The organism is Streptomyces candidus (genome assembly GCF_014207445.1).
GTDB lineage: Bacteria > Actinomycetota > Actinomycetes > Streptomycetales > Streptomycetaceae > Streptomyces > Streptomyces candidus.
Genome location: NZ_JACHEM010000003.1, coordinates 588120 through 613641, shown reverse-complemented (window position 1 = coordinate 613641; position 25522 = coordinate 588120). Strand labels below are relative to the sequence as shown.

Here is a 25522-nt window from a genome sequence, read left to right as displayed (position 1 = left end):
CGCCGCTGGCATCTGGCACAACTGGACCACCGACGCCGCAGTCAAACGCTCCCTGATCGCCTACGACCACTGAAGACATCGGACTCATTCATCTAGGCTGAGCCCCATGTCGTCGTCGCAGACCCCCCTCCTCGACCGGGCCCTCGTCGAGGAGGCCACCAAGAAGTCCGGCCTCGTCTGGGTGCGGGGTTCCGGGCCCGCCCGCCCCCTGTGGCACGTCTGGCTGGACGGCGCCGCCCACCTGGTCGGCGACGGTCCCGGCGAGCAGCCCTTCCCGGGCCTCGCGGACGGTACCGCCGCCCACGTCACCGTCCGCAGCAAGGACAAGGGCGGCCGGCTCGTCGCCTGGACGGCCGTCGTACGGGAGCTGACGCCGGGTACCGAGGAGTGGGACGCCGCCGTCGCCGAGCTCAAGGGCAAGCGGCTCAACGCCCCGGACGCCGAGCAGATGACCGACCGCTGGGCCCGTGAGTGCCGGGTGCTGCGGCTGACGCCGCAGGGGGACCTCGCGCCGCTCCCGGCGGACTCGCTGTCGGCGGCGCCCCTGCCCACCTCGGCGACGACCCGCCGGCCCGTCCCGGCCGCGCTGCCGAAGCTGCTCCTGCGCCGCCGGAAGAAGGCGTAGCGGGCCGGCGCGCTAGTCGCTCGTCCTCGGGAGCTTCCGCCCGTAGTCGACCGTCAGGTCCTTCGGCGGGCGGGTCAGGGGGAAGTCCTTCTCCCAGTCGGTGAGCTGGACGATTCCCGCGCCGCCCGCCCGGACGAGGCGCAGCGGGTAGGGCTTCTGCTCCAGGGAGACGTCCAGCGCCCCGCCCTGCCCGTCCGCGCCGCCGACGACCTTGATCGTGCGCAGGCCCGCGACCCGCTCGCGGTCGCCCTTGACGGGGTCGCCGTTGAGGCCGAGGAGACCGTCGAGGAGGACGGCCTTGTCCGTGAAGCCGCGGAACTGTTCGTACGCGGGGTCGCCCTTGGGGACCTTGACGTAACGGTCCTCCAGCTTGTCGGCGGCCTCCGCGTCCTCCTTCTTGAAGTCGGCACCCGGCTTGGTGGCGTCGTGCCGCCAGAAGTCGGCGCCCGCCTTCATGAAGAGTTCGTCCTCCACGCGCAGCAGTTCGAAGGTGGAGTCCTTGGTGGTGACGGAGCCGGTGCCACCGGTGTTCTTGAGGCGCATGTTCAGCTTGTACGTGCCGCCCCTGCTGACGAAGGTGCCGGTGAGCCGCACCGACCGCGCCGCCTTGGCGGTCGTGCGCGCCTTGTTCTCGATCTCCGCGGCGGTGAGCCTGCCGACCCCGTTCGTGCCCTCGTCCGGGTCCTCCGCGCATCCCGTGAGGCCGGCCGCGAGTCCGGCGCAGACCGCACCGACGAATACGGCCCTGCGTGCGCGGGCGGCCGGGGGAAATGCGGTCACGGGCGGCACTCTGCCTCTCCTGCGGGGATTCGGGGGAACGCGGGCGTTTTCGGGGTACGGGGTGCTCGGGTGTCCGGTCGGCAGAGGGCAGCGTACCCGGGCCGGCCACGTGGGGGGACGGAGAGCCGTCCGGACGCCCGCCGGAGCGTCGGTGATCTCCACGGGCTAGCCTGAAGCCGGTGTCCGGCCCACGCGCAGACGAGTTCCTCGCAGTCGGTGAGCGCCGGCAGTACCTCATCGAGAGCCAGCAGCACTTCAAGAGGAGGCGGTCAGGATGGCGGCAGGCGCGCCCCGCGTCTTCGTTTCGCACCTGGCGGGCGTGCCCGTCTTCGACCCCAATGGCGACCAGGTCGGCCGGGTCCGTGACCTCGTCGCCATGATGCGGGTCGGCGGACGGCCCCCGCGGCTGCTCGGCCTGGTCGTGGAAGTGGTCAGCCGCAGGCGCATCTTCCTGCCGATGACCCGGGTGACGGGCGTGGAGTCCGGCCAGGTCATCACCACCGGCGTCGTCAACATGCGGCGCTTCGAGCAGCGGCCGACCGAGCGGCTGGTGCTGGGCGAACTGCTGGACCGCCGGGTGCGGCTGGTGGAGGACGGTGAGGAGGTCACCGTCCTCGACGTGGCCATCGCGCAGCTCCCGGCCCGCCGTGACTGGGAGATCGACAAGGTCTTCGTACGCAAGGGCAAGGGCGGCGCGCTGCGCAGGAAGGGCGAGACGCTGACCGTGGAGTGGTCGGCGGTCACCGGCTTCTCCCTGGAGGAACACGGTCAGGGCGCCGAGAACCTCATCGCCGCCTACGAGCGGCTGCGCCCCGCCGACCTGGCGAACGCCCTGCACCACCTCACTCCCAAGCGCCGCGCCGAGGTGGCCTCCGCCCTGGACGACGACCGGCTCGCCGATGTACTCGAAGAGCTGCCCGAGGACGACTCGATCGAGATCCTGGGCAAGCTGAAGGAGGAGCGTGCCGCGGACGTGCTTGAGGCGATGGACCCGGACGACGCCGCCGACCTGCTGTCCGAACTGCCGGAGGCGGACAAGGAACGGCTGCTGACCCTGATGCGGCCGGACGACGCCACCAACGTGCGCAGGCTGCTCTCGTACGAGGAGCGGACGGCCGGCGGTCTGATGACGACCGAGCCGATCGTGCTGCGGCCGGACGCCACGGTGGCGGACGCGCTGGCCCGCGTACGGCAGCAGGACCTCTCCCCCGCGCTGGCTGCCCAGGTCTACGTGTGCCGCCCGCCGGACGAGACGCCGACGGGCAAGTACCTCGGCACGGTGCACTTCCAGCGGCTGCTGCGGGAGCCGCCCGGCACTCTGGTCAGCTCGGTGGTGGAGTCCGACCTTCCGCCGCTGTCGCCGGACACCGCGCTGCCCGCCGTGACGAGCTACCTCGCGGCGTACAACATGGTCGCCGCGCCCGTGGTGGACGAGGGCGGGGCGCTCCTGGGGGCCGTGACCGTCGACGACGTACTGGATCACCTCCTGCCGGACGACTGGCGGGAGACGGAGTTCAACCCGGGGGGTGTCGTCGGTGGCCGGTGAGCGCGGTGGCGAGGGCAAGGAGCGTACGCGGTCCACGACCGGCGCGAACGCGGCGGCGCGCGCCTCACGGGTGCGTCTGGATCAGCCGAAAGCGCCCCGCAAGCGCCTGCTGCCCGAATGGGACCCCGAGGCGTTCGGGCGGTATTCGGAGCGGATCGCACGGTTCCTGGGGACGGGCCGGTTCATCGTCTGGATGACGGCGGCGATCATCGTGTGGGTGCTCTGGAACATCTTCGCGCCCAAGGATCTGCGGTTCGACGAATTCCCTTTCATCTTCCTGACCTTGGCGCTGTCGCTCCAAGCCTCGTACGCCGCGCCGCTCATCCTGCTCGCGCAGAACCGGCAGGACGACCGGGACCGGGTCACCCACGAGCAGGACCGGAAGCAGAACGAGCGTTCCATCGCCGACACCGAATACCTCACACGGGAGATCGCGGCGCTGCGCATGAACCTCGGCGAGGTCGCCACCCGCGACTGGATCCGTTCCGAACTCCAGGACTTGGTCAAGGAGTTGGAGGAGCGAGGAACCGTATTCCCGGCCGGGCCGGCGAACCGGAGTGACGAAGGCGACCGTTGACCGGCCTTCCCGGTCGCCCGCCCCACCGCCGTACTATCGGAGCATGGCTACGGAAGACGCGGTGCGTGAAGCACTGGCGACGGTGAACGACCCAGAGATCCACCGACCGATCACAGAACTCGGCATGGTCAAATCGGTCGAGATCGGGGCGGACGGCGCGGTCGCCGTCGCGGTCTATCTGACCGTCTCCGGCTGCCCGATGCGCGAGACCATCACCTCCAATGTGCGCGAGGCCGTCGAGCGGGTCGAGGGCGTCACCGGCGTCACCGTCGAGCTCGACGTGATGAGCGACGAACAGCGCAAGGAACTGGCGGGCGCCCTGCGCGGCGGCACGGCGGAGCGCGAGGTGCCCTTCGCCCAGCCCGGCTCGCTGACCAGGGTGTACGCGGTCGCCTCCGGGAAGGGCGGCGTCGGCAAGTCCTCGGTGACGGTGAACCTGGCCGCGGCGATGGCGGCGGACGGCCTCAAGGTCGGCGTCGTCGACGCGGACATCTACGGCCACAGCGTGCCCCGCATGCTGGGCGTGGAGGGCAAGCCCACCCAGGTCGAGAACATGATCATGCCGCCGTCGGCGAACGGCGTGAAGGTCATCTCCATCGGCATGTTCACCCCGGGCAACGCGCCCGTCGTGTGGCGCGGCCCGATGCTGCACCGCGCGCTCCAGCAGTTCCTGGCGGACGTGTACTGGGGCGACCTCGACGTCCTCCTGCTCGACCTGCCGCCGGGCACCGGCGACATCGCGATCTCGGTCGCGCAACTGGTCCCGAACGCCGAGATCCTCGTCGTCACCACCCCGCAGCAGGCCGCCGCCGAGGTCGCCGAGCGGGCCGGGTCGATCGCCGTGCAGACGCACCAGAAGATCGTCGGCGTCGTCGAGAACATGTCCGGCATGCCGTGCCCGCACTGCGACGAGATCGTCGACGTGTTCGGCACCGGCGGCGGCGAGCGCGTCGCCGAGGGTCTGACCAGGACGACCGGCGCGACCGTTCCCGTCCTGGGCTCCATCCCCATCGACGTACGGCTGCGCGAGGGCGGCGACGACGGCCGTCCGGTCGTGCTGACCGACCCCGACTCCCCCGCCGGATCCGCGCTGCGGGCCATCGCGGGGAAGCTGGGCGGGCGGGCCCGCGGGCTGTCCGGGATGTCGCTGGGAATCACACCGCGCAACAAGTTCTGAGACTCCGGCGCACCCGCGGGTGCGCACACATGGGTGAGGGGCGGCCTCCTGGAGGCCGCCCCTCACCCATGTGCCGGTCAGGCGTACGCCTGGATGTCCTTCACCACGGAGAAACCCAGTCCGTACGCGCTCATGCCGCGCCCGTACGCGCCGAGGTGGACCCCCGAACCGGTGGAGCCGGCGAGCACCCAGCCGTACTCGGACTCGCGGTAGTGGAAGGGGGTGGGCACCCCGTCGACCGGCAGCGAGAGCGACGACCAGTCCTCGCCCTGGAGGTCGTCGGCCAGGTCGAAACAGACCTCGGTCTGCTGGGCGAGCCAGTTGTCGCGCATCGAGTGGTCGAGCTGCGCGGGCCAGGTCTGCGACAGCAGGCCGGAGCCGGCGAGCCAGGCCGCGGAGGAGACCGAGGTGGCCTCCAGCGTTCCGGTGCCGTCGCCGCTGCGGCGCACCGGGTTGGCGGCGACGGTCACGACGACCGCGAAGCGCTCCTTGTCCAGGCCGTCCTCCGCGGCTGCCCGTATCGTCGGCTCGTCGCCGTGGCCCACCGCACCGTGCTGGACGGTGCCGTCGGCGGCGGCGGTGACCTGCATCAGCCAGCGCGGCCCGGTGAAGGCCTCGTCCAGCCCGTACCAGGGAAACGGGGCGCTCAGATAACCGTCGACCGTACGCCGGGCTGCCGGCCCCCCTCCCGCGGTGGACCCACCGGGCGCACCGGTATCCTCCTGCGCCCCTGCCCGACTCGTCGTCTCCATCTGCCCGGCCGCCTCCTCTGATCGTCAGCGTCCGGAGCGGCCCACCCCCCTCGGGCGTCCTGCACCCGGACAGTTGGAGGATAGCCCGCGCCCCCCGACCCCCCGGGGCAACGGGGCCGCACACCGTGCGCCCCTTGGGCGGCGGGGCCGCCCCCCCAAGGGCGCGGGGGTCCCCCTGCACGAGCGAAGCCGAGTGCTTGGGGGAGGACGGGCAAGGGGGCGACTGCCCACCGCGAGGTGCATGCCCACCCCACGCCCCGCTACCGCTCAGCGCAGTTCCTGCCCCGCTCCACGCCGCCCCGGCGCCCACTCACGTCGCGTCCGGATCAAAGGCCGGCCGATCGTCCTTCCGCAGATTCGCCGCGCCGGCAGCCGGCCCGGCCTCGTCCTTGCGCAGGTTCGCCCGCGCACCGCCGGCCGACCCCTCGCCCTTGGTCAGATCCGCCCGAGCCCCAGCGTCTGCACCGGTCCCCGCTCCCGAGTCCGCCACGTCCGAAGGCGTCCGCGCCGTCGGCCGGGCCCGCCCGTTCACCACATCGGTGACCTCGCTGAGTTCTCCCCGCAGGTCGAAGCTCTCCCGGATCTCCTTCAGCCCGAGGTCGTCTCCCCCGTGCTCCGCCAGCTGCTTGCGGACGAAGGCCTTCGGGTTGAGGTCCTCGAACTCGAAGTCCTTGAACTCCGGGCCCAGCTCGCTACGGATGTCCTGCTTCGCGCTCTCCGAGAACTCGCGGATCTTGCGGATGGTCCGGGTGGCGTCCTGGATCATCTTCGGCAGCTTGTCCGGGCCGAAGATGAGCACGGCGAGGACCGCGAGCATCAGCAGCTCAAGTCCGCCTATGTCTGTGAACACCTTGCAGCTCCTTGAATTCTCCGGGCGCGTTCCACGGTACCCGCCCCAGCTGTCCGGACGGTACCTTCAGGTGACACCTGTCTGCCGTTCGCGCGTCCCCCGCACGTCCCTCCGGCACCCGGTCAGCGGTCCCCCGCCGAGCCGAGTCTGAGGGACACCTCGCGCTCCGTACCGTCCCGGCGCAGCGTGAGTTTCAGCAGGTCACCGGGTTTGCGCGCACGGATCTTCACGATCAGTTCCTCGCCGCTGCGCACGCGTCGGCCGTCGACACGGGTGATGACGTCGCCGGGCTCGACGCCGGCCCGGGCACCGGGGCCGCCGGGGGTGACCGAGGGAGCGCCGCCCGCACCCTTCGCGCCGACCTTGGCTCCGTCGCCCGGGTACTTCATGTCGAGGGAGACGCCGATCACCGGGTGGGTCGCCCTGCCGGTGTTGATGATCTCCTCGGCGACGCGTTTGGCCTGGTTGATCGGGATCGCGAAGCCGAGACCGATGCTGCCGCCCCGACCGCCTTCGAGGCCGGTGCCGCTGTCCGGGCCGCGGATGGCGCTGTTGACGCCGATGACCCGGGCCTGGCCGTCGACGAGCGGACCGCCGGAGTTGCCGGGGTTGATGGGGGCGTCGGTCTGGAGCGCGTCGACATAGCTGACGTCACTGCCGTCGCCCTTCTCGCCGCCCGCGGTGATGGGCCGCTGCTTGGCGCTGATGATGCCCGCGGTCACCGTGTTCTGCAGGTCGAAGGGCGCCCCGATCGCCACCACCGGGTCGCCCACGCGGACGTCGTCGGAGTTGCCCAGCGGCAGCGGCTTGAGACCGGAGACGCCGACGACCTTGACGACGGCGAGGTCGTACCCGCTGTCCTTGCCGACGAGTTCGGCCTTCGCGCTCTCGCCGCTGCTGAAGGTGAGGGAGATGACACCGGAGGATCCGGCCGGATCCACCACATGGTGGTTGGTGAGGATGTGGCCCTTGTTGTCGAGGACGAAGCCGGTGCCGGTGCCCTTGCCGCTGCCTCCGCTGACGTGAAAGGTGACGACGCTGGGCAGGGCGCTGGCCGCGATGCCCGCGACGGTGTCGGGGGCGCGGTCGCGCGGCGCGCTGTCCGCCTGCGGGAGCCGTACGGGGCCGCGCAGCCCGTCGTTGCGCTCGACGTACGCCCCGACGCCGCCGCCGACGCCGCCCGCGACCAGGGCGATCAGCAGGGCGCCGACGAACAGCCCGGCGCGCCGCGGCTTTCTGGGGGCACCGTGGTCGTCGCCGTACGACAGCGGCTGCTGCGGCGCGGCGCTCCACGGGTCGTACTGGAGCCACGGGGAGGGCGGGTACTGCTGCCGAGGCGGCGAGTACGGCCCTCCGGGGTACTGCGGCGGTACGGGTGTGCCGTGCGCCGGGGTCGGCATCTGCACCGGCGGTGCCGGGGCCCAGGGGCCGGGGCCTCCGTAGGGGGGCGTGTTGTACGGGTCGGGGTCGTGCAGCGGCTGCGGCCTCCCCTGCCCGCGGACCTCGCCGACGGTGTCCTCGGCGCCCGCCGGGTCCGTGCGGTCCTTCGCCGGTGCACGGTCCGCCACGTGCGCCGCCCGGTCAGCGGACTCCGGCGGTTCCACGGGCGCAGGCTGGTTCCTGGGCGAGGGCAGGTCCACCGGCGGGGGCGGGCTCCCCGGCGCGGACGGAACCCCCGACGAAGGCGGGTCCGCCGGCGGGGGCGGGTCCACCGGCGGGGGCGGGTTCCCGGGCGACCGCGGGTTCATCGGGGGAAGCGGAGTGTCGGGCTCCGCTGCCGAGGCGCCCGGTGCCGGGTTCGAAGCCGGTTCGGCCGGGTGGGGCTCGGACGTGGTCGCAGACGCCCCCCGCCCGGCACGGCTCCACCACTTCGCCCGTGGCCCGGCGGGCTTGCCCTCGTCCATGCTCTCCCCGCAACTGCCCTTGGCCCGTACGAGAAGTCCCGGAACCAGCCTCCGCGCCCGTGTGGCGGGCACCCCTTCCCTGGATTCAACCAGGTTTGCGATTGCGCGCGCAGAGTACCCGGGGTCAGCGTCCGCGTGAGACGGAGAGTTCGGGAGCCGGGGGTACGGCCAGGTGGCCGCCGGCGGTCGGCGCCGAGGGGGACGCAGTCGGTACCGACTGCACCGGCCCCGGCGGCGCGGACGTGGGGGAACCGGTGGGCAGATGGGCCGGGAAGGGCCGTATCGCGTGGTGCCGAAGCGGTCCGGTGCCCGACCCCGGCCCGTGGTTCGCCTGATCCCGTGGCGGCAGCGAGATCGGGAAGACCTTCAGGCCCTCCTGGTAGGGAACGGGGGGTGCCGTGGCGGCCCCGGCACCGACTCCGGCGGTCGCCGAGAGCACGCTCGTACCGCCGCCTGAGGAGCTGCCGCTCCCGCTGTCCCCGCGGACGCTCGACGCACCGCCCTGACGGCGGCTGTTGTCCGTACCGCTCGCCGGGGTGGCGGCGCGGGCGGGGGTGAAGCCGCCGGACCGCTCGCCCCTGTGGGAAGGGCTGCTGGCGCTGTCCGCGGGAAGGGCTCCGCCGAGGGCGATCGCGGCCAGTGAGACGGCGCTCGCCGCGGCGAAGGCGAACCTGCTCGGCCTGCGCCCGCCGGGCCGCTCGCCCTCCGGACGGCCCACTTCGTGGATGCGGAAGCCCCGGTCACCGGAGCCGCCGGGGAAGACCGGGCCGTGCGCGCCGGTCGGCTCGTACCCGATCCGGCTGCCGAACCTCAGGGTGTCGTCGGCGGAGAAGGCTCCAGGAGCTCCGTCCCCGAATCGTCCGCGGCCGAACGGCCCGCCGTCTCCGGGGCCGTCCTCGTCCCCGGAACCTCCGGGCAGACCCTGGAGGCGGGCCAGGAAGCCCGCGGAGGGGGCGGGGGACGCGGTGTGCGCGAAGACGTCCTTGAGCCTGCGCTGCGCATCGGCCTCGGCCTTGCACTTGGCGCACGTCGCCAGATGGGCCAGGACCCGCTCGCGCGAGTCGTGGCCCAGTTCGCCGTCCACCAGCGCGGCGAGCCGGTCCCCGAGGTGTTGCTCCGCCGGGGTGGGTCGAGATCCGCTCACCCGATTCCGCCCTCTCCGACCGCCGCCGGGAACCCGAGACCCGTGGCCGCGCCCACGGGCGCCATGGCGCGCTGCTCGGCGCGGGCCTCGGGGGAACGGTGCTTGAGCGCCTTGCGCAGGTGCGAGCGACCGCGGTGGATGCGGCTGCGCACGGTCCCGAGCTTGACGCCGAGCGTGGCGGCGATCTCCTCGTACGAAAGACCCTCGATGTCGCAGAGCACGACGGCGGCACGGAACTCGGGCGCCAGGGTGTCCAGGGCCTGCTGCACGTCCGCGTCGAAGTGGGTGTCCTGGAAGACCTGCTGGGGCGACGGGTCGCGGCTGGGCAGCCGCTCGGCCGCGTCGTCGCCGAGGGAGTCGAAGCGGATGCGCTGCTTGCGGCGCACCATGTCCAGGAAGAGGTTGGTCGTGATCCGGTGCAGCCAGCCCTCGAAGGTGCCGGGCGTGTACGTCGACAGCGAGCGGAAGACCCGGACGAAGACTTCCTGGGTCAGGTCCTCCGCGTCGTGCTGATTGCCGGTCAGGCGGTACGCCAGGCGGTAGACACGGGTGCTGTGCGTGCTGACGATCTCCTCCCAGGTGGGAGGGGTCCACGCCTCCTCCGCCTCGGAGAAGTCGGCGAAGGTGGCCGTCGCGGGGACGGAACGGGCGGTGGAGGCGGAACGGTCAGCGGTGTCGGTCACGGATTTCGGCTCGCCCGCAGACCTGAGAAAGCGCCGGAGCACTCCTCCCCGATCACCGGCCGCAGCCGCACCTCCCCTGTCGGCTCTGGTGGTGTCCAGTGGAGCCCCTACCATAACCACCTCGCCCGTTAGCTCCGGATAAGACTCTTTGCGTGAATTTTGGACCCGTTCCCGGGTCTGCCGCCTGTGCTCCATCCATCCCCCTGTCCCCTCACAACGACCGGTCCCATCTGCGAGTTCCCGACGCCAGCGGATACAGTCACGGTTGCGCCAACTACGGGGACAGGAGAGGGTCATTACCGCTGACCGGCAGACGAGCTGGGCGTTCGCCGACGCCTACGTCGCCGAGGACGACACTCTGCACTGGGCCCGGGACCGGGCCCGGGACGCGGGCGTCCCCTCGGTGTCCCCGGGTACCGGCGCCGCACTGCGGCTGCTGGCCGGAACGGCGGATGCCAAAGCCGTCGCCGAAATCGGCACGGGCACGGGCGTGTCCGGCATCTACCTCCTGCAGGGCATGCGCCCCGACGGCGTACTGACCACCGTGGACCTGGAGCCGGAGCGGCAGACCTTCGCGAAGCAGGCGTTCCGCTCGGCGGGCTTCGCCGGCAACCGGGCCCGTTTCATCCCGGGACGGGCCCTGGATGTGCTGCCCCGGCTCGCGGACGGCGGCTACGACCTCGTCTTCTGCGACGGCGACCGCCTGGAGTCCCTGGACTACCTCGCTGAATCGTTGCGGCTGCTGCGGCCGGGCGGTCTGGTCTGCTTCGAGGGAGTCTTCGCGGACGGCCGCACCGTCGACTCCGCCGCCCAGCCGGCCGAGGTGATCCGCCTGCGCGAACTGCTGCGCACGGTGCGGGAGTCCACGGAACTGGTGTCGTCGCTGCTGCCGGTGGGCGACGGCCTGCTGTGCGCCGTACGGCGGGGCTGAGTTCGCTCCGATCCTTACGGCCGGGCACTTCTGCCGTATGCCGCCCCGGCCTGGGTCCCTCCGTACCGCACGGCATGGGTCCTGTGTGTGCGCACGGCCGGGGTCTGCTGTTGTGTGGCGCACGGCCGGGGGCCTTGCGCACACACCACTGCCCCGGTTCACGCTCGCGCGTGGCCGGGGCAGTGGAGAGATAAGAGCGCTATCCGCCTTCAGGCGTTAACCGACGACCTTCTTCAGGGCGTCGCCGAGTGCATCGGCCTCGTCCGGAGTCAGCTCGACGACAAGTCGACCGCCGCCTTCGAGCGGAACGCGCATGACGATACCCCGCCCCTCCTTGGTCACCTCGAGCGGGCCGTCGCCCGTCCGCGGCTTCATGGCCGCCATGCTCGTTCCCCTTCCTGAAACCAGCTCACGCAGCCGACAACCCAGGTGTCACCGGCATCGAACACATTGCTTCCAGGCCATTATCCCGCATCGATGGACCCAATGACCAACATCGGTCGGCATCGCTTGTGCAACGCGCAGCCGCAAAACCACCTAATTCGGTGATCGGCCTGCGATACTTCGCCGCTTCGCACCCGCCGCAGGGGCGGATTTCTTTGACGCAGGTCACATGGGCAGAGCCCAAGATCTCCGACATGCTGGCCTGTGCATGCCCAATTTCGCTCTGTGAGGGGACCGACGATGGCCGACACCGTGCTCTACGAGGTGACCGACGGGCTCGCGACGATCACGCTCAATCGTCCCGACGCCATGAACGCGATGAACACCGAGGCCAAGGTCGCCCTCCGGGAGGCGGTTCAGGCCGCGGCCACCGATGCGGCCGTACGGGCGGTACTGCTGACCGCAACCGGCCGGGCGTTCTGCGTCGGCCAGGACCTCAAGGAGCACATCACCCTGCTCGCCGCGGACCGGGAGAACGGCACCGGACGGACGATGAGCACCGTGCGGGAGCACTACAACCCGGTCGTACGGGCGCTGACGGAGATGCCGAAGCCGGTCGTGGCAGGGGTCAACGGGGTCGCGGCCGGGGCCGGTTTCGGGTTCGCGCTGGCCGCCGACTACCGGATTGTCGCCGACACCGCCGCTTTCAACACCTCCTTCGCCGGCGTCGCACTCACCGCCGACTCGGGCGTGTCCTGGACGCTGCCGCGCCTGATCGGCCACGGCCGGGCCGCCGACCTGCTGCTCTTCCCTCGCTCGATCACCGCGCAGGAGGCGTTCGAGTTCGGCATCGCCCAGCGCGTGGTGCCGGCCGCCGCGCTCGCCGCCGAGGCCACGGCCGTCGCCCGCGCGCTGGCGGAGGGCCCGACGGTCGCCTACGCGGCGATCAAGGAGTCCCTGGCGTACGGGACCGAGCACTCGTTGCGCGAGACGCTGGAGAAGGAGGACGAGGTGCAGACCCGGGCGGGTGCCTCCGAGGACCACTCCATCGCCGTGCAGGCCTTCGTCGACAAGGCCCGGCCGAAGTACCTGGGCCGCTGACCCGCGGGTCCTCCGGCCGGTGACCGGCCGGCCCTCCGGCCGGCGGTCCGCAGGCCCCGGCCGGTGAAACCGCCCCTCTACCGGCCGGCGCCCCGGGCGACGCAGTCCGCGAGGTGGTCGTCGACGAGGCCGCAGGCCTGCATCAGGGCGTACGCCGTGGTGGGGCCGACGAAGCGGATGCCGCGCTTCTTGAGGTCCTTGGCCAGGGCGGACGACTCCGGGGTGACGGCGGGTACGTCCCCGAGCGTCCGGGGTACGGGGCGGACCGCAGGGTCGGGGGCGTACGACCAGATCAGACGGTCGAGTTCACCCTGCGGCCACTCGGCGAGGACCCTCGCGTTGGCGAGGGTGGCCTCGATCTTGGCGCGGTTGCGGATGATGCCGGGGTCGGCGAGCAGCCGGGCCGCGTCCGCCTCGGTGAAGGCCGCCACCTCGGCGATCACGAACCCCGCGAAGGCGGTACGGAAGCCCTCCCGGCGGCGCAGGATCGTCAGCCAGGACAGTCCGGACTGGAACGCCTCCAGGCAGAGCCGCTCGTACAGCGCGTCGTCCCCGTGGACCGGACGGCCCCATTCCGTGTCGTGGTAGGCCGTGTAGTCCTCGGTGGTGGTCCCCCACGGGCAACGCAGAGCGCCGTCGGGACCGGGGACGGCGGAACCGGGAGCGTCGGTCATCGTCCGGGGCCCTCCTGGGCACTGCCCGTGCCGGGACGCGGCGCGTCCTCGGGGGACGGTGCGTCGTCGGGAAGCCCGTGCCCCCCGGTCTCGTGACCGAGCCGGCCTCCTGGGCCGGACGCGGACGGCGGCTCCTCCCCGTCCCTGGCGGGTCGCTCGGTGGCCGGGCCGGCGGGGGCGGGGGCGTCCGGGCCGGGAACGGTTGGTGCGGTCGAGGCAGGAGTGGGCGCAGCCGGTGCCTCGAAGGCCGGAGTGGGCTCGTCCGGTTCGCCGGCGGAGCGGGTCGGCGCGGTCGGTTCCCACAGGGGACGGGGCGCGGCCCAGGAGCGAGGGGCCGGGTCGGCCGGGAGGGCGGTCCGGTCGTCGTGGGCCGTCCTCGTACCGGCCCCGGCGAGGGCCGCCTCCAGTTCGGCGATACGGGCGTCCCGTTCCGCGAGTTCGGCGCCCACGCGGCCCAGTACGTCGTCCACGTCGGCCATCCGGTAGCCGCGGGGCGCCAGCGGCAGGCGCAGCGCCTCGATGTCGGCGCGGCCCACCGGGCGGGTCAGCGGCAGCGGATCCGTCAGGTGGTCGGGGCCGGCCTCCGGGAGGGTTCCCTCGTCACCGCCCCCGACGACGGCGAGCGTCACCGCGGCGACGACCACCACCATCGCCAAGAGCAAGAAAAAGAACATCAACACGAGCGTCTCCCGGGGCGCGCACTCGGACACAAACCTACTGGCCCTGATCGTGCCATGCGGGTGTGACAGCTAAGGTCGCAGACGGTCCGCCGGAGGACCGGCAGGGGACCGTGAAAGGTCCGGCAGGGGTCCGTGACGAGGAGGAATCAGCAGATGCTGCGGCTGGGACGGCGTGTTTTCGAGACCCACGAGCCGGTGATCATGGCGATCGTGAACCGCACCCCGGACTCCTTCTACGACCAGGGGGCCACCTTCCGCGACGAGCCCGCGCTGGCCCGCGTGGAGCAGGCCGTGGCGGACGGGGCGGCCGTCATCGACATCGGCGGGGTCAAGGCGGGCCCCGGCGAAGAGGTGAGTGCCGAGGAGGAGGCGCGGCGCACGGTCGGTTTCGTCGCGGAGGTGCGGGCGCGGTACCCGGATGTCGTCATCAGTGTGGACACCTGGCGTCACGAGGTCGGCGCGGCGGTCTGCGAGGCGGGCGCGGACCTGCTCAACGACGCGTGGGGCGGGGTCGATCCGAAACTGGCGGAGGTCGCGGCGCGGTACGACGTGGGACTGGTGTGCACGCACGCGGGCGGCGCGGAGCCGCGGACCCGGCCGCACCGGCGGGAGTACGAGGACGTCATGGCCGACATCCTCGACGTGACCGTCGGGCTCGCCGAGCGGGCGGTCTCGCTCGGCGTGCGACGGGACGCGATCATGATCGATCCCGGCCACGACTTCGGGAAGAACACCCGGCACAGCCTGGAGGCGACGCGGCGGCTCGGGGAGATGGCGGCGACGGGGTGGCCGGTGCTGGTCTCGCTCTCCAACAAGGACTTCGTCGGGGAGACGCTGGACCGGCCGGTCAAGGAGCGGGTCATCGGGACGTTGGCGACGACGGCGGTATCGGCGTGGCTGGGGGCGCAGGTGTACCGGGTGCACGAGGTGGCGGAGACGCGGCAGGTGCTGGAGATGGTGGCGTCGATCGCGGGGTGGCGGGCGCCGGCGGTGGCGCGGAGGGGGTTGGCGTAGGGGCGGGGTGCGGGGCGGGTGCGACGAGGCTGGGGCGGGCGGGGGGGCGACGTCCGGTGGGGGCCGCCCCCTTGCCCGCCCTCCCCCAAGCACTCGGCTTCGCTCGTGCAGGGGTACCCCCGCGCCCCCCGGCGGGCGGGCCCCGCCGCCCAAGGGGCTAAGGCGCGCGGCCCCGCCGCCGAGGGGGGCTGCCGGGGGGTGGGCCGGTTACTTTCCTGTTTCTTTGGTGACCAGGGCGACCGCTTCCTCCACGTCGTCCGTGACGTGGAAGAGGAGGAGGTCCTTGGCGGAGGCCTTGCCCTGGGCCACGACCGTGTCGCGCAGCCAGTCGACCAGGCCGCTCCAGTACTCCGTACCGAAGAGGACGATCGGGAAGCGCGTCACCTTCTGCGTCTGGACCAGCGTGAGCGCCTCGAAGAGCTCGTCGAGCGTGCCGAGGCCGCCGGGCAGGACCACGAAGCCCTGCGCGTACTTCACGAACATCGTCTTGCGCACGAAGAAGTAGCGGAAGTTGACCCCGATGTCGACGTGCGCGTTGAGTCCCTGCTCGAAGGGCAGCTCGATGCCGAGGCCGACGGAGACGCCGTTCGCCTCGCGCGCACCCTTGTTCGCCGCTTCCATGGCGCCCGGACCGCCGCCGGTGATCACCGCGAAGCCCGCTTCGACGAGTGCGCGGCCGATCTGTACGCCCGATTCGTACTCCGGGGTGCCGGCGGGGGTGCGGGCCGAGCCGAACACGCTGATCGCGTCGGGCAGTTCGGCCAGCGCACCGAATCCCTCGACGAATTCCGACTGGATCCGCATGACCCGCCACGGGTCGGTGTGCACCCACTCGGAGTCGCCCTCGGTGTCGAGGAGACGCTGGTCGGTGGTGCCGGGCTGGACCTGGTCCCGGCGGCGCAGCACCGGACCGAGGCGCTGCTCCTCGGGCGCGCGGCCGTGCGGCGACCGGTCGTCGGCCGGTCGTCCCCCGGCCGGCCCTCGGTCCGGCGTCCGCCCGTCCGGCGTCACTTCCTCGGGCGTCCGTCCCTCTTCGGGATGCGTCATGCCGTACTCCCTCCGCTGCGGTGCACGGTGGCGTGCATTGTTCGGTCAGATTAGGTCCACAGATGTGACGAACGGTGAAATTCAGGTTGTCAGCCAGGCGTGGAGTCGCTCCTCGCAGTGGTGGATCTTCGCCACTTCGACGTGCTCGTCCCGCTTGTGGGCGAAGATCGGGTCGCCGGGGCCGTAGTTGACGGCCGGGATGCCGAGCGCGCTGAAACGCGCCACGTCCGTCCAGCCGAACTTGGGCTTCGGGCTGCCGCCGACCGCCTCCATGAAGGCCGCGGCGGCCGGGTGGGAGAGGCCGGGCATGGCCGCGCCCGAGTGGTCGTCGACGACGAACTCCGCGATGTCGCAGTCCGCGAAGACCTCCCGTACGTGGGCGATCGCGTCGGCCTGCGAACGGTCGGGGGCGTACCGGAAGTTGACGGTGACGGTGCAGGCGTCCGGGATGACGTTGTTGGCGACGCCCGCCTCGACGCGTACCGCGTTCAGACCTTCCCGGTACTCCAGGCCGTCGATCACGGTCCGCTTGGGCTCGTACGCGGCGAGGGCCGCCAGGATCGGCGCCGCCTTGTGGATCGCGTTGGAGCCCATCCAGCCGCGTGCGGAGTGGGCGCGTTCGCCGCTGGTGCGCAGGAGCACGCGCAGAGTGCCCTGGCAGCCGCCCTCCACCTCTGCGTAGGTGCCCTCCAGCAGGACGGCGAAGTCGCCCTCCAGCCAGTCGGGCCGGGCGTCGGCGATGTGGCCGAGGCCGTTGAGGTGCGCCGCGACCTCCTCGTTGTCGTAGAAGACGAAGGTGAGGTCGCGGTTGGGCCGGGTGACGGTGGCGGCCATGCGCAGCTGAAGGGCGACGCCGCCCTTCATGTCGGTGGTGCCGCAGCCCCAGAGGATGCCGTTGTCGTCGAGCCGCGAGGGGACGTTGTCGGCGATCGGGACGGTGTCGATGTGCCCGGCGAGGATCACGCGCTCGGCCAGCCCCAGTCGCGTACGGGCGACGACGTTGTTGCCGTACCGGTCGACTTCGAGGTGCGGCAGGGTGCGCAGCGCCTGCTCGATGGCGTCGGCGAGGGGCTTCTCGTTGCCGCTCTCGGAGGGGAAGTCGACGAGCCGGGCGGTCAGGGCTGCGGCGTCGAGGCTGAGGTCAAGCGGTGCGTCGGTCATGCGTCCGACCCTAACGGGGCGCCGACGGCGGAGGCCGGCCGAGCGCAGGGCGACGGGGGATCCGGCGCGGGTGGGTGCCCTGTGCGAAAGCGGGACCGGTGCGGGCGGACTGTTGTACGGGCTCCAGTACCGTGACTGTGTGCTCCAGCTCCCCCCTCACTCCCCCTTTCGCGGCCGTCCCCTCCGCATCGTCGCGGGTGTCGTCGTCCTGCTGGCGCTGGCCGGGTACGTCGCGGCGCATTTCCTCTCCGGCGGCCCGGCCAACACCCGTTGCGTCGTACGCGGTGGCGACGGTGCCCAGGGCGGCGGCGCGCGGTACGAACTGACGGCCGAACAGGCCGTCAACGCCTCCGTCATCTCCGCCGTCGGCACATCGCGGGGCATGCCGGAGCGCGCCGTCACCATCGCCCTGGCGACTGCGCTCCAGGAGTCCGCGCTGCGCAACATCGAGCACGGCGACCGCGATTCGCTCGGCCTGTTCCAGCAACGGCCCTCGCAGGGGTGGGGAACCGCCGATCAGATCCTCGACCCGGCCTACTCGGCCGGTCGCTTCTACCAGCACCTCAACGAGGTGCCCGGCTACTCGCGGCTGCCGCTGACGGTGGCCGCGCAGCGGGTGCAGAAGAGCGGCTTCCCGCAGGCGTACGCGAAGCACGAGACGGACGCGGCCCTGCTGGCCTCGGCGTTGACCGGGCGCACGCCTGCGTCTCTTTCGTGTGAGGCGAGCCAGGGCGGTACGGACGGGAGGGGCGGCGATCCGGCCGAGGTGCGCAAGCAGCTGACGGCGGCCTTCGGACCGGACGTGCTGCCCGCCGTACGGGGGGCCGGGGGGCCCGCGGCCGGGGGTGCCGGGGCGGCCGGGAAGACGGTTGTCGTGCCGGTGCCGGGTGCGTCGGCGGGGGACGGGCGCGAAGGGGCCCGTGGGGCCGGTGCGCAGCGGGGCTGGGAGGTGGCGCACTGGGCGATGGCGCACTCCGTGGAACTGCGGATCGCGCGGATCGCCTACGCGGGGCAGGAGTGGCGGGCGGACCAGGGCGACCGGGGATGGCGGCGGGTGCCGAACGCGGGGTCCGGGACGGATTCCGCGGAGGTCCGGATCACTACGGCCGGCTGACGGGGCCCCGGCGGGCGGGCCTCCCGGGGCGGGCGAGGCGGGGACCCGCCGGCGCCGTCGCAGCAGCGGGTCGGCCCCCCGGCCGCCGTCCCTGCGGCAGAGCCGCCCGCAAGCTCACACCCCGGCCATCCGGTCGATAACGGACGGATCACCTCCGGGTCACCGGACGATCAACGACCGCTCACCCGTCCGACCGTTCCCTCGAAAGGGGCAGGGCGGCCTTCGGAGCGGCCATCGGGGCGTCCGTCCCACCGGCGTCCTGTCGCACACCCGCAACACCTTGCGGCACAAGGGAAGCGGGCCCGCCAGGCCCCTGGTCGGCCCCCGGCGACTGCGGCTCCTTTGCCCGGTTTTTTCGCCCCGGATCATGCCCCGCCTTGCGAACTCTTTACCTTGGCCGACCGAAACCTCTCCCGCCCTCCGAGCGGTTGTCATGGTGTCCGATCGCCGGACAGACAGCGTTTCCTCGTCTTTTCCCGCTAAGGAGCACCATGTCCCTCCCCCTGGCTCGTCGGATCGCCCGCGCCGCCCTCATCAGTGCGGCAGGCGCCGCTTCCGTGATCGGTGCGACCGGCTCCGCCAGCGCGGTCGACCTTCCGCCGACCTCCAACCTCGGCAACCTGAGCACGCTGGACGGCGCGGGTCTCGGAGACACCGTCGACAGTGCGTCGCAGCAGACTTCGAACATGGCGGGCAACACCGGCGGCGCTGCCGTCAAGACGGCCGTTCCGGCGGCCGGCAAGACCGTGGGCAAGGCCGGAAAGACGGCCACCCCGGCCGCCCAGAAGGCAGCCGGCGACGTCGCGGGCAACGCCGGTGACGTGCTCGGCGAGACCGCCAAGTCCGCGACCGACAGCGGCCTGCCCACCACCGGCCTGCCGACCGGCGGCGACCTGCCCGTCAAGGCCCTGCCCCTCGGCTGAGCAGGTACTCGTACGCCACCACGTGGAGGGGCCCCGGGAGCACACGCTCCCGGGGCCCCTCCACGTGGTGGCAGGCCCGCGGCCGGAGGGATCAGCCGGTCAGCCGGGCGGCGGCCGCCGCCACCCGCTCGTCGGTGGCGGTGAGAGCCACCCGTACGAACTGCTGCCCCGCCTCCCCGTAGAAGTCACCGGGCGCCACCAGGATGCCGAGCGACGCAAGGTGGCCGACGGTGTCCCAGCAGTTCTCGCCGCGGGTCACCCACAGGTAGAGGCTGGCCTCACTGTGCTCGATGCGGAAGCCGTGCGCCAGGAGGGCTTCGCGCAGGGCGGTGCGCCGGGCCGCGTACCGGGCGCGCTGCTCGGCCACGTGCGTGTCGTCACCGAGGGCCGCGACGGTGGCCGCCTGGACCGGCGCGGCGGTCATCATCCCGCCGTGCTTGCGGATCTGGAGCAGGTCGCCCAGGACGGCGGAGTCGCCGGCGACGAAGGCCGCGCGGTAGCCCGCCAGGTTGGAGCGCTTGGAGAGGGAGTGGACGGCGACGAGGCCGTCGAAGCTGCCGCCGCAGACGTCCTCGTGGAGCACGGAGACGGGGTCGGCCTCCCAGCCCAGTTCCAGGTAGCACTCGTCGGCGACGAGGAGGACGCCGTGCTGCCGTGCCCAGCGGACGATCCGGATCAGTTCGTCCTTGGCGAGGACGCGACCGGTCGGGTTGGAGGGCGAGTTGAGCCAGAGCAGCTTGACGCGGTCCGGGTCGAGGTCGGTGGTCGGGTCGTCGTAGACGACGGCCTCCGCGCGGGCGAGGCGGGCGCCGACCTCGTACGTGGGGTAGGCGAGCCGGGGGTACGCGACCTGGTCACCGGGGCCGAGGCCGAGCTGGGTGGGCAGCCAGGCCACCAGTTCCTTCGAACCGACGACCGGCAGGACGTTGACGTGCGCCGCGTCCCGCGCGCCGAGCCGCCGCCGTACCCAGTCCACCAGCGCGTCGCGCAGCTCGGCCGTGCCCCACACCGTCGGGTAGCCGGGCGAGTCCGCCGCCGCGACGAGGGCCTTCTGGATCAGCTCCGGGACCGGGTCGACAGGGGTGCCGACGGAGAGGTCCACGAGTCCGCCGGGATGGGCCGCGGCCGTCTTGCGGTACGGCTCCAGCTTGTCCCAGGGGAAGACGGGCAGGCGGTCGCGCGGCGACTCGACGGAAGGGCGGCGGACGGCGGGCGGCGGGTCGGTGACTGGGGACACGGTGCGGTTCGCTTTCTCGTGGCTCTCTCGAAGCATTTCGTACGTACGAGGACGGATCGGGCGCCCGGACCCGGTACCGGAAAACGCCTCGGTCCCGTACGGCGGCAGAGGCCGTACGGGACCGGGGCGGCACCAAGTGCCTGGCGCGCGTACCGCTTACTGGTTCTGCGGCGGCAGTGCGGCGATGAAGGGGTGGTCGCGCTCGATCAGTCCGAGCTTGGAGGCACCACCGGGCGAGCCGAGCTCGTCGAAGAACTCGACGTTCGCCTTGTAGTAGTCCTTCCACTCCTCCGGGGTGTCGTCCTCGTAGAAAATGGCCTCGACCGGGCAGACCGGCTCACAGGCACCACAGTCGACGCATTCGTCCGGGTGGATGTACAAGGACCGCTGGCCCTCGTAGATGCAGTCGACCGGACACTCCTCGATGCACGCCTTGTCCTTCACGTCGACACAAGGCTGCGCGATGACGTAGGTCACGCTGTCGTTCCTCCTCGATAGGGCGCGGCGGGCCGAGCTATTCCGGCTCCGTCCACGGGCGCGCGGGAGCGCGGCGTCGTGCGATGCCCGCACCTAGTATCTCCGTTCCCGGGCACGATCCGAACAGGAGGGGTGGGCAGAGCCGTGGAATTCACTACCGGCGGACGACTTGAGGTGCGGCTGACGCCGGACGACGTGGGCAAACGGGTATCAGTCCGGCGTCTGACCGGGGACCGTGCGGCGGGCGAGCGGTTTACGGACGTGGTCGGCGTTCTCACATCGTGGGACGACGACGTGCTGTCGATCACACGAAGGGGTGGCGAGACGGTACGAATCGGCGCCTCGTCGCTCGTCGCCGCGAAGGTGGTGCCCGCGGCCCCCGCCCGGCGGCGCGGACCGGCGGCGGACTTCGCGGAGCTGGCGGCGGTGACGGCACGGGCCTGGCAGCCGGTCGAGAGCGAGCGGCTCGGCGGATGGACGCTACGGGCCGCGAACGGGTTCACGCGGCGTGCCAACTCCGTACTGCCGCAGGGCGAACCCGGGCTGCCGCTCGACGAGGCGCTGTCGTACGTACGGAAGTGGTACGCGGACCGGGGCCTGCCGGCATACGTCCAGGTGTCGACGGGCGCGCAGGGCACGCAGGAGCTGCTGGCGGCCGAACTCGCCGGGCGGGGCTGGGAGCCGACGGCGTCGGCGGAGGTACGGACCGGGGCACTGGCACCGGTCGGTGACCTGGACGCGGGCCGCACGGAGGTGACCCTGACGCGGTCGGCGGACGCGGCGTGGATGTCGCGGTACCAGCGCTTCGAGACGCCCGCCCCGGAGGCGGAGAAAGTGCTGTCCAGCGGGCCCTCGGTGTGGTTCGCGACCGTGCCGGGCGAGGACGGGGCGTCGCCGGCCGCGATCGGCCGGTGCGTGGTGGACGGCCGGTGGGCGGGATTCATGGCGGTGGAGGTCGGCCCGGCCTGCCGGCGCCGGGGGCTGGCGACGGCGGTCATGGCCGTCCTGGCCCGCCGGGCACTCGACGAGGGGGCGTCGGCGGCGTGGCTCCAGGTGGAGCACGGCAACGACGGAGCGCGTGCGCTCTACGACGGGATGGGCTTCACGACCCATCACCACTACCACCACTACCGCCGCGCGTAGCGCGGGTACGAGGCAGACATGAACGAACTCCCGGACAACCGCGAACTCTCGGACTGGCACAAGCAGTTCGCCCTGGAGGCGCGGTCCGAGCAGCCGGACCTGGCGACGCTGTGCCTGCTGATCGGGGCGGTGGCCGATCCCGGTCTCGGCCAGGCGGGCATCGACGAGGCGCAGATCGAACTCGACCGACTGGCCGGCCTGTTGCCGTTCCGTCCGGTCGGCCCGCGCTCGTGGGCGAGGGCGCTGGCCGAACTCCTCGGCGGGCAGTGCGGGTTCGAGGGTGCGCCCGGCGACTACCGCAGGCTGGAGTCCTCGTTGCTGCCAGAGGTGCTGCGGCGCAGGAGGGGGCTGCCGATCCTGCTGTCGGTGGTGTGGATGGAAGTGGCGAGGCGGGCGGGGGCTCCGGTGTACGGGGTGGCGCTGCCGGGCCACTTCGTCGTCGGCTTCGGGCGTCCGGGCGGGGCGCCGGAGGAGCAGGTGCTGGCGGACCCCTTCGACGCGGGGCGGCTGCTGAGCGGCCCGGACGCCCAGTTGCTGGTGGCGGGCGCCACCGGGGAACCGCTCGACCCCGCGATGCTCCGGGCGGCGGACCCGCTGGACATCGTGCTGCGCGTCCTGAACAACATCCGTGCGTGGGCGACGGCGCGTCCCGAGCGCACCGACGTTCGGCTGTGGGCCGTGGAGCTGTCCCTGCTGCTGCCCGCCCACCCGGCGGGACTGCGCTACGAGAGGGCACAACTCCTCGTCGCGCGCGGCGACTTCCTGGGCGGCGCGGCGGAGATGGAGACGTACGCGGAGCTGGTGGAGAAGGTGGAGCCCAGCACGGCGGAGACGATCAGGGGGCGGGCCAGGGCGGCCAGGGCGCGGCTCAACTGAGGGGGCGGACGGCCGCGTCGGCCGTACCCCGGTTGCTCGGGCGGTACTTGCGCGCGGGGCCGCTGGAGAGGCGCGTGCGGGGATCGGGCGGGGTGTGCCGGGGACGCCGGCATCCGCCCGCCCGATCCCGCGGCGGCTGCCCTGGATACGGATCGCTCCCTCGGCCCACGGCCCCAGCGCGGGCCGAGGGGTCGGCGGTGCGCCGACGAACGGGCGCGGGGCCGTGGTGCGCCGACGAACGGGCGCGGGGCCGTGGTGCTCCCCGGCCGGCCCTCGGAGGGCCGGCCGGTGACTGTCCCGCCCCTCAGGACTCCTTGAGGGGGATCGTCCGGGTCCGCTCGGTCTGCGTCGTGCCGACGAGCGCCTTGCTCATCGCTTCGCGGACGTCCTCCATGGTGACGGGGCTCTTCGTCCCGTCCGCCCTGGTGATCATGACGCTGTCGAAGGCTCCGTCGCACAGCTCCTTCAGCGCGGCCAGGTCGTACTGCGGGACCAGCTTTCCACCGCTCGGCTTCATGGAGAGGATCTTCGGCAGCGACTTCGCCGGGCCGAACGGGATCGACTTGCCGCCCGCCTGGATCGTGATCACGTCCGACATGGCCGGCTTCGCGAACTCGTTCATCGCCCGGTCGAGTTCGGCCTTGCTGATCGTCGGCTCCTTGGCGACGACCGGCAGCTGGATCGGCACTGCCTTTCCGCTCGCGACCTGCGCCCGGTAGGCCTCCTGCACCTTCGCCATCGACGCCTTGACGTCAAGCGCCTTGCCCGTCCTGCCGGGTACGGCGACGGCCTTGCCGGGCTCGAAGGCGATGGTCCCGTCGGACGCGGTGCCCGACGTGCCGGCGAGCGAGGTCAGCGCGACGGTCAGCTTCTCCTCGTCGACCGGGATGACCGGCTCGGCGACCCGCTCGCCGCCGAAGAGGGAGCCCACCACGGACACCGGGTTGTAGTCGCTGCCGGACGCGCCGCGCACCGTCTCCTGGCTGTCCAGGGTCAGTCCCGCGTTGGCGGGGGCCAGTTCCGTCTGCTTGCCGTCGACGGAGAGCTGCAGCGGCAGGACGGCCCGCTTGCCGAGGGCAGCGTCGAGCTTGACGACTGCTTCGTCCTTGGTGCCGCCGCCGATGTCGACGCCGAGGACCGTGGTCCCCTTCGGCACGTCCGAGTGGTTGAGCAGCAGCCCGGCGCCGTACACACCGCCTGCGGCGACGATCGCGGCCACGGCCAGCAGGACCAGCTTGGAGCGGCCCTTCTTGGCAGGCGCGGCGGGCTTCGGCGCGGGGGCGGGCTCGTTCCGTACGGGCTCGGGGTGGCCGAAGTCGGCGGCGCCCGGCGGGCCCGGCAGCCGGGGCGTGAGGTCGGGCCCGCCGGGGAACGGCGTGCGCGGCCCCTCCGGCTGTACGACCGGCACACCACTGGTCAGGGTGTCGCCCGAGACGTAGCCGGGCGGCGTCATCGGCCCCGCCACGGGCCCGGGGGCGGGGGCGCCGGGGCCCGCGCCCGGCAGGTCGTCGCGGGGGTCGGTCTGCGGGGTGAGGACGGCGGTGTCGTCGGTCGTGCCGACCGCACCGTTCGCCCCGGCCATCGGGCGCGGAGGCTCCGTACCGTACGGCGAACCGCCGCCTGCCCGGCCGGGCTTCACCTCGCGCCACGGGCCCGAACCGGAACCCTGGGCGGAGGACGGGGAAGATGTGCCGGGCGCCATCGGGCCGAGCGTGCCGCTGCCCAGGGCGGGGCCCGCCGTCGGCCCGGTGGGGGCGGCTGCGCCGGTGGGGCCGTGCGGGCCGTTGGCTCCGGTGCCCACGGCGTCGGCGACTCCCGAGCCGTCCGTGAAGAACGGCAGGTCGTCCCGGCTGCCTCCCGGCTCTCCCGCGCCGGGTGTGCCGGACTGCGCGGCGGGCGGGGGCGGGGGGGTGACGGGTGCCTTGCGCGGCGCGAACCAGTCGCTGGTGGCGGTCTCCTCGCCGGAGCCGGAGCCCGCGGCCGACCCGGCGCCCGGTACCGGTCCGGAAGCGGAACCGGAGGCGGAACCAGTCGCTCCGTCGCCCAGGTTGTCCCGCACGGTCGCCCCCTGGACACGCGTCGGCAGCGGCGGATGTCCGGACCCGCTCGACGGCGCCCCGGAGGCGCCGGACCTCGCGGAGGGCGCCGGACGTGCCGAGGACGCGGAGCGGGCAGCGGAGCCCGCGGCCACGGCGGAGGGCGCGTTGGACAGCGGTTCGGACGGCGGCCACACCGTCTCACCGGTGGTCGGCCCCTCGCCCGGCGCCCCGTCGGCCTCGGCGTCCGCACCGTTCATCGGTTTACGCATGACGACCGGCGGAATCGGCCGCGATCCGGGGATGTTGATCCGGATGCGGGTCGTCAGCGTCGTCTCGGTTCTGGGCTCGTCGGACTCCACGGCCGCGGTGGGCTCGTCGTCGGCCTCCGCGCCGGCGCCGTCCCGGCCGTCCGGGGGCAGCGAGGCGTACGGGCTGCTGGATCCGTACGGCGGCGTTCCCGAGGGGTACGCGGTTCCACCGCGCCCTTGCGCGCCGGAGGACGAACTGTCAGTTTCACGACTCAAGGCAGGTTCTCCCGGTTGGCTCCACCGCCCGTTCTCTTAACCTGTGCTGCGGGCGGCTCGGCGGCGCGCACCACCATACTGGCCGCGGCCGACGCGCACCCCCTCGGCCGTGGGAAGGGCACCTCTCCCACAACTGCCGGGCGTGGCAGACGTCACGGA

At 72.7% G+C, this 25522-nt stretch carries 24 protein-coding genes and 1 pseudogene; 11 read left to right on the top strand and 14 right to left on the bottom strand.

Annotated elements, in window-relative coordinates; genetic code table 11:
• Nucleotides 1–106: 106 nt before the first annotated feature.
• Nucleotides 107–625, top strand: a complete 519-nt coding sequence (locus HNQ79_RS08785) for a hypothetical protein (protein WP_185028688.1) — start codon at nucleotides 107–109, stop codon at nucleotides 623–625.
• A gap of 12 nt (nucleotides 626–637) precedes the next feature.
• Here the strand turns inward: HNQ79_RS08785 and HNQ79_RS08780 are convergent, their stop codons facing one another.
• On the bottom strand, nucleotides 638–1405 hold the full coding sequence (locus HNQ79_RS08780) for a hypothetical protein (protein ID WP_185028686.1): 768 nt from the start codon (nucleotides 1403–1405) through the stop codon (nucleotides 638–640).
• A gap of 274 nt (nucleotides 1406–1679) precedes the next feature.
• On the opposite strand from HNQ79_RS08780, the gene HNQ79_RS08775 reads away from it, so the two are divergent.
• The 3 genes from HNQ79_RS08775 to HNQ79_RS08765 are packed head-to-tail and all read left to right on the top strand — an operon-like array spanning nucleotide 1680 to nucleotide 4705.
• On the top strand, nucleotides 1680–2951 hold the full coding sequence (locus HNQ79_RS08775) for a magnesium transporter MgtE N-terminal domain-containing protein (RefSeq protein WP_185028684.1): 1272 nt from the start codon (nucleotides 1680–1682) through the stop codon (nucleotides 2949–2951).
• Complete coding sequence (locus HNQ79_RS08770; RefSeq protein ID WP_185028682.1) at nucleotides 2941–3528, top strand: DUF1003 domain-containing protein; 588 nt, start codon at nucleotides 2941–2943, stop codon at nucleotides 3526–3528. The genes HNQ79_RS08775 and HNQ79_RS08770 overlap by 11 nt, the downstream gene beginning before the upstream one ends.
• A 43-nt stretch (nucleotides 3529–3571) precedes the next feature.
• On the top strand, nucleotides 3572–4705 hold the full coding sequence (locus HNQ79_RS08765) for an Mrp/NBP35 family ATP-binding protein (protein ID WP_185028680.1): 1134 nt from the start codon (nucleotides 3572–3574) through the stop codon (nucleotides 4703–4705).
• A gap of 77 nt (nucleotides 4706–4782) precedes the next feature.
• Here HNQ79_RS08765 and HNQ79_RS08760 read toward each other — a convergent pair whose 3' ends face one another.
• The 5 genes from HNQ79_RS08760 to sigE form a co-directional block, all read right to left on the bottom strand.
• Nucleotides 4783–5457, bottom strand: a complete 675-nt coding sequence (locus HNQ79_RS08760) for a hypothetical protein (protein WP_185028678.1) — start codon at nucleotides 5455–5457, stop codon at nucleotides 4783–4785.
• A gap of 310 nt (nucleotides 5458–5767) precedes the next feature.
• Nucleotides 5768–6307: a sec-independent translocase gene (locus HNQ79_RS08755; RefSeq protein ID WP_185028676.1), complete on the bottom strand. Its 540-nt coding sequence runs from the start codon at nucleotides 6305–6307 to the stop codon at nucleotides 5768–5770.
• Between the two features lie 122 nt (nucleotides 6308–6429).
• Entirely contained in the window at nucleotides 6430–8211 is a 1782-nt protein-coding gene (locus HNQ79_RS08750) for a S1C family serine protease (RefSeq protein ID WP_185028813.1), read from the bottom strand.
• A 124-nt stretch (nucleotides 8212–8335) separates the two neighbouring features.
• On the bottom strand, nucleotides 8336–9355 hold the full coding sequence (locus HNQ79_RS08745) for an anti-sigma factor family protein (RefSeq protein ID WP_185028674.1): 1020 nt from the start codon (nucleotides 9353–9355) through the stop codon (nucleotides 8336–8338).
• Nucleotides 9352–10152, bottom strand: a complete 801-nt coding sequence (sigE, locus tag HNQ79_RS08740) for an RNA polymerase sigma factor SigE (RefSeq protein WP_185028672.1) — start codon at nucleotides 10150–10152, stop codon at nucleotides 9352–9354. Before sigE ends, HNQ79_RS08745 begins: the two co-directional genes overlap by 4 nt.
• A 151-nt stretch (nucleotides 10153–10303) precedes the next feature.
• On the opposite strand from sigE, the gene HNQ79_RS08735 reads away from it, so the two are divergent.
• Nucleotides 10304–10969, top strand: a complete 666-nt coding sequence (locus HNQ79_RS08735) for an O-methyltransferase (protein WP_185028670.1) — start codon at nucleotides 10304–10306, stop codon at nucleotides 10967–10969.
• Nucleotides 10970–11185: 216 nt separating this feature from the next.
• On the opposite strand, the gene HNQ79_RS08730 is transcribed toward HNQ79_RS08735, so the two are convergent.
• Nucleotides 11186–11353, bottom strand: coding sequence for a DUF3117 domain-containing protein (locus HNQ79_RS08730; protein WP_003966491.1), 168 nt, complete (start codon nucleotides 11351–11353; stop codon nucleotides 11186–11188).
• Between the two features lie 300 nt (nucleotides 11354–11653).
• Here HNQ79_RS08730 and chcB point away from each other — a divergent pair, with 300 nt between their 5' ends.
• Nucleotides 11654–12454, top strand: coding sequence for a 2-cyclohexenylcarbonyl CoA isomerase (gene chcB / locus HNQ79_RS08725; protein ID WP_185028668.1), 801 nt, complete (start codon nucleotides 11654–11656; stop codon nucleotides 12452–12454).
• A gap of 77 nt (nucleotides 12455–12531) precedes the next feature.
• Here the strand turns inward: chcB and HNQ79_RS08720 are convergent, their stop codons facing one another.
• Both HNQ79_RS08720 and HNQ79_RS08715 read right to left on the bottom strand, forming a co-directional pair.
• On the bottom strand, nucleotides 12532–13128 hold the full coding sequence (locus HNQ79_RS08720; RefSeq protein ID WP_185028666.1) for a DNA-3-methyladenine glycosylase I: 597 nt from the start codon (nucleotides 13126–13128) through the stop codon (nucleotides 12532–12534).
• A 365-nt stretch (nucleotides 13129–13493) separates the two neighbouring features.
• Nucleotides 13494–13802, bottom strand: a pseudogene (locus HNQ79_RS08715) (DivIVA domain-containing protein); the annotation flags it as partial.
• Nucleotides 13803–13961: 159 nt separating this feature from the next.
• On the opposite strand from HNQ79_RS08715, the gene folP reads away from it, so the two are divergent.
• On the top strand, nucleotides 13962–14822 hold the full coding sequence (gene folP / locus HNQ79_RS08710; protein WP_185028811.1) for a dihydropteroate synthase: 861 nt from the start codon (nucleotides 13962–13964) through the stop codon (nucleotides 14820–14822).
• A gap of 207 nt (nucleotides 14823–15029) precedes the next feature.
• On the opposite strand, the gene HNQ79_RS08705 is transcribed toward folP, so the two are convergent.
• Nucleotides 15030–15869, bottom strand: coding sequence for an LOG family protein (locus HNQ79_RS08705; protein WP_229923312.1), 840 nt, complete (start codon nucleotides 15867–15869; stop codon nucleotides 15030–15032).
• Nucleotides 15870–15950: 81 nt separating this feature from the next.
• Nucleotides 15951–17030 (bottom strand): succinyl-diaminopimelate desuccinylase, encoded by a 1080-nt coding sequence (gene dapE / locus HNQ79_RS08700; protein ID WP_185028664.1) that lies wholly within the window; start codon nucleotides 17028–17030, stop codon nucleotides 15951–15953.
• A 139-nt stretch (nucleotides 17031–17169) separates the two neighbouring features.
• On the opposite strand from dapE, the gene HNQ79_RS08695 reads away from it, so the two are divergent.
• Both HNQ79_RS08695 and HNQ79_RS08690 read left to right on the top strand, forming a co-directional pair.
• Nucleotides 17170–18144 (top strand): VldE C-terminal domain-containing protein, encoded by a 975-nt coding sequence (locus tag HNQ79_RS08695; RefSeq protein WP_185028662.1) that lies wholly within the window; start codon nucleotides 17170–17172, stop codon nucleotides 18142–18144.
• A gap of 491 nt (nucleotides 18145–18635) precedes the next feature.
• Nucleotides 18636–19067 (top strand): ATP-binding protein, encoded by a 432-nt coding sequence (locus tag HNQ79_RS08690; RefSeq protein ID WP_185028658.1) that lies wholly within the window; start codon nucleotides 18636–18638, stop codon nucleotides 19065–19067.
• Nucleotides 19068–19158: 91 nt separating this feature from the next.
• Here HNQ79_RS08690 and dapC read toward each other — a convergent pair whose 3' ends face one another.
• Nucleotides 19159–20304 carry a succinyldiaminopimelate transaminase gene (gene dapC, locus HNQ79_RS08685; RefSeq protein ID WP_373312503.1) on the bottom strand — a complete coding sequence of 382 codons (1146 nt, stop codon included), beginning with the start codon at nucleotides 20302–20304 and terminating at the stop codon, nucleotides 19159–19161.
• A 156-nt stretch (nucleotides 20305–20460) separates the two neighbouring features.
• Nucleotides 20461–20781: a ferredoxin gene (gene fdxA / locus HNQ79_RS08680; protein ID WP_030669097.1), complete on the bottom strand. Its 321-nt coding sequence runs from the start codon at nucleotides 20779–20781 to the stop codon at nucleotides 20461–20463.
• Nucleotides 20782–20925: 144 nt separating this feature from the next.
• Here fdxA and HNQ79_RS08675 point away from each other — a divergent pair, with 144 nt between their 5' ends.
• Nucleotides 20926–21924 (top strand): GNAT family N-acetyltransferase, encoded by a 999-nt coding sequence (locus tag HNQ79_RS08675; RefSeq protein WP_185028655.1) that lies wholly within the window; start codon nucleotides 20926–20928, stop codon nucleotides 21922–21924.
• Nucleotides 21925–21942: 18 nt separating this feature from the next.
• On the top strand, nucleotides 21943–22800 hold the full coding sequence (locus tag HNQ79_RS08670) for a transglutaminase family protein (protein ID WP_185028653.1): 858 nt from the start codon (nucleotides 21943–21945) through the stop codon (nucleotides 22798–22800).
• Nucleotides 22801–23104: 304 nt separating this feature from the next.
• Here HNQ79_RS08670 and HNQ79_RS08665 read toward each other — a convergent pair whose 3' ends face one another.
• Nucleotides 23105–25363, bottom strand: coding sequence for a hypothetical protein (locus HNQ79_RS08665; RefSeq protein WP_185028651.1), 2259 nt, complete (start codon nucleotides 25361–25363; stop codon nucleotides 23105–23107).
• Nucleotides 25364–25522: the final 159 nt, after the last annotated feature.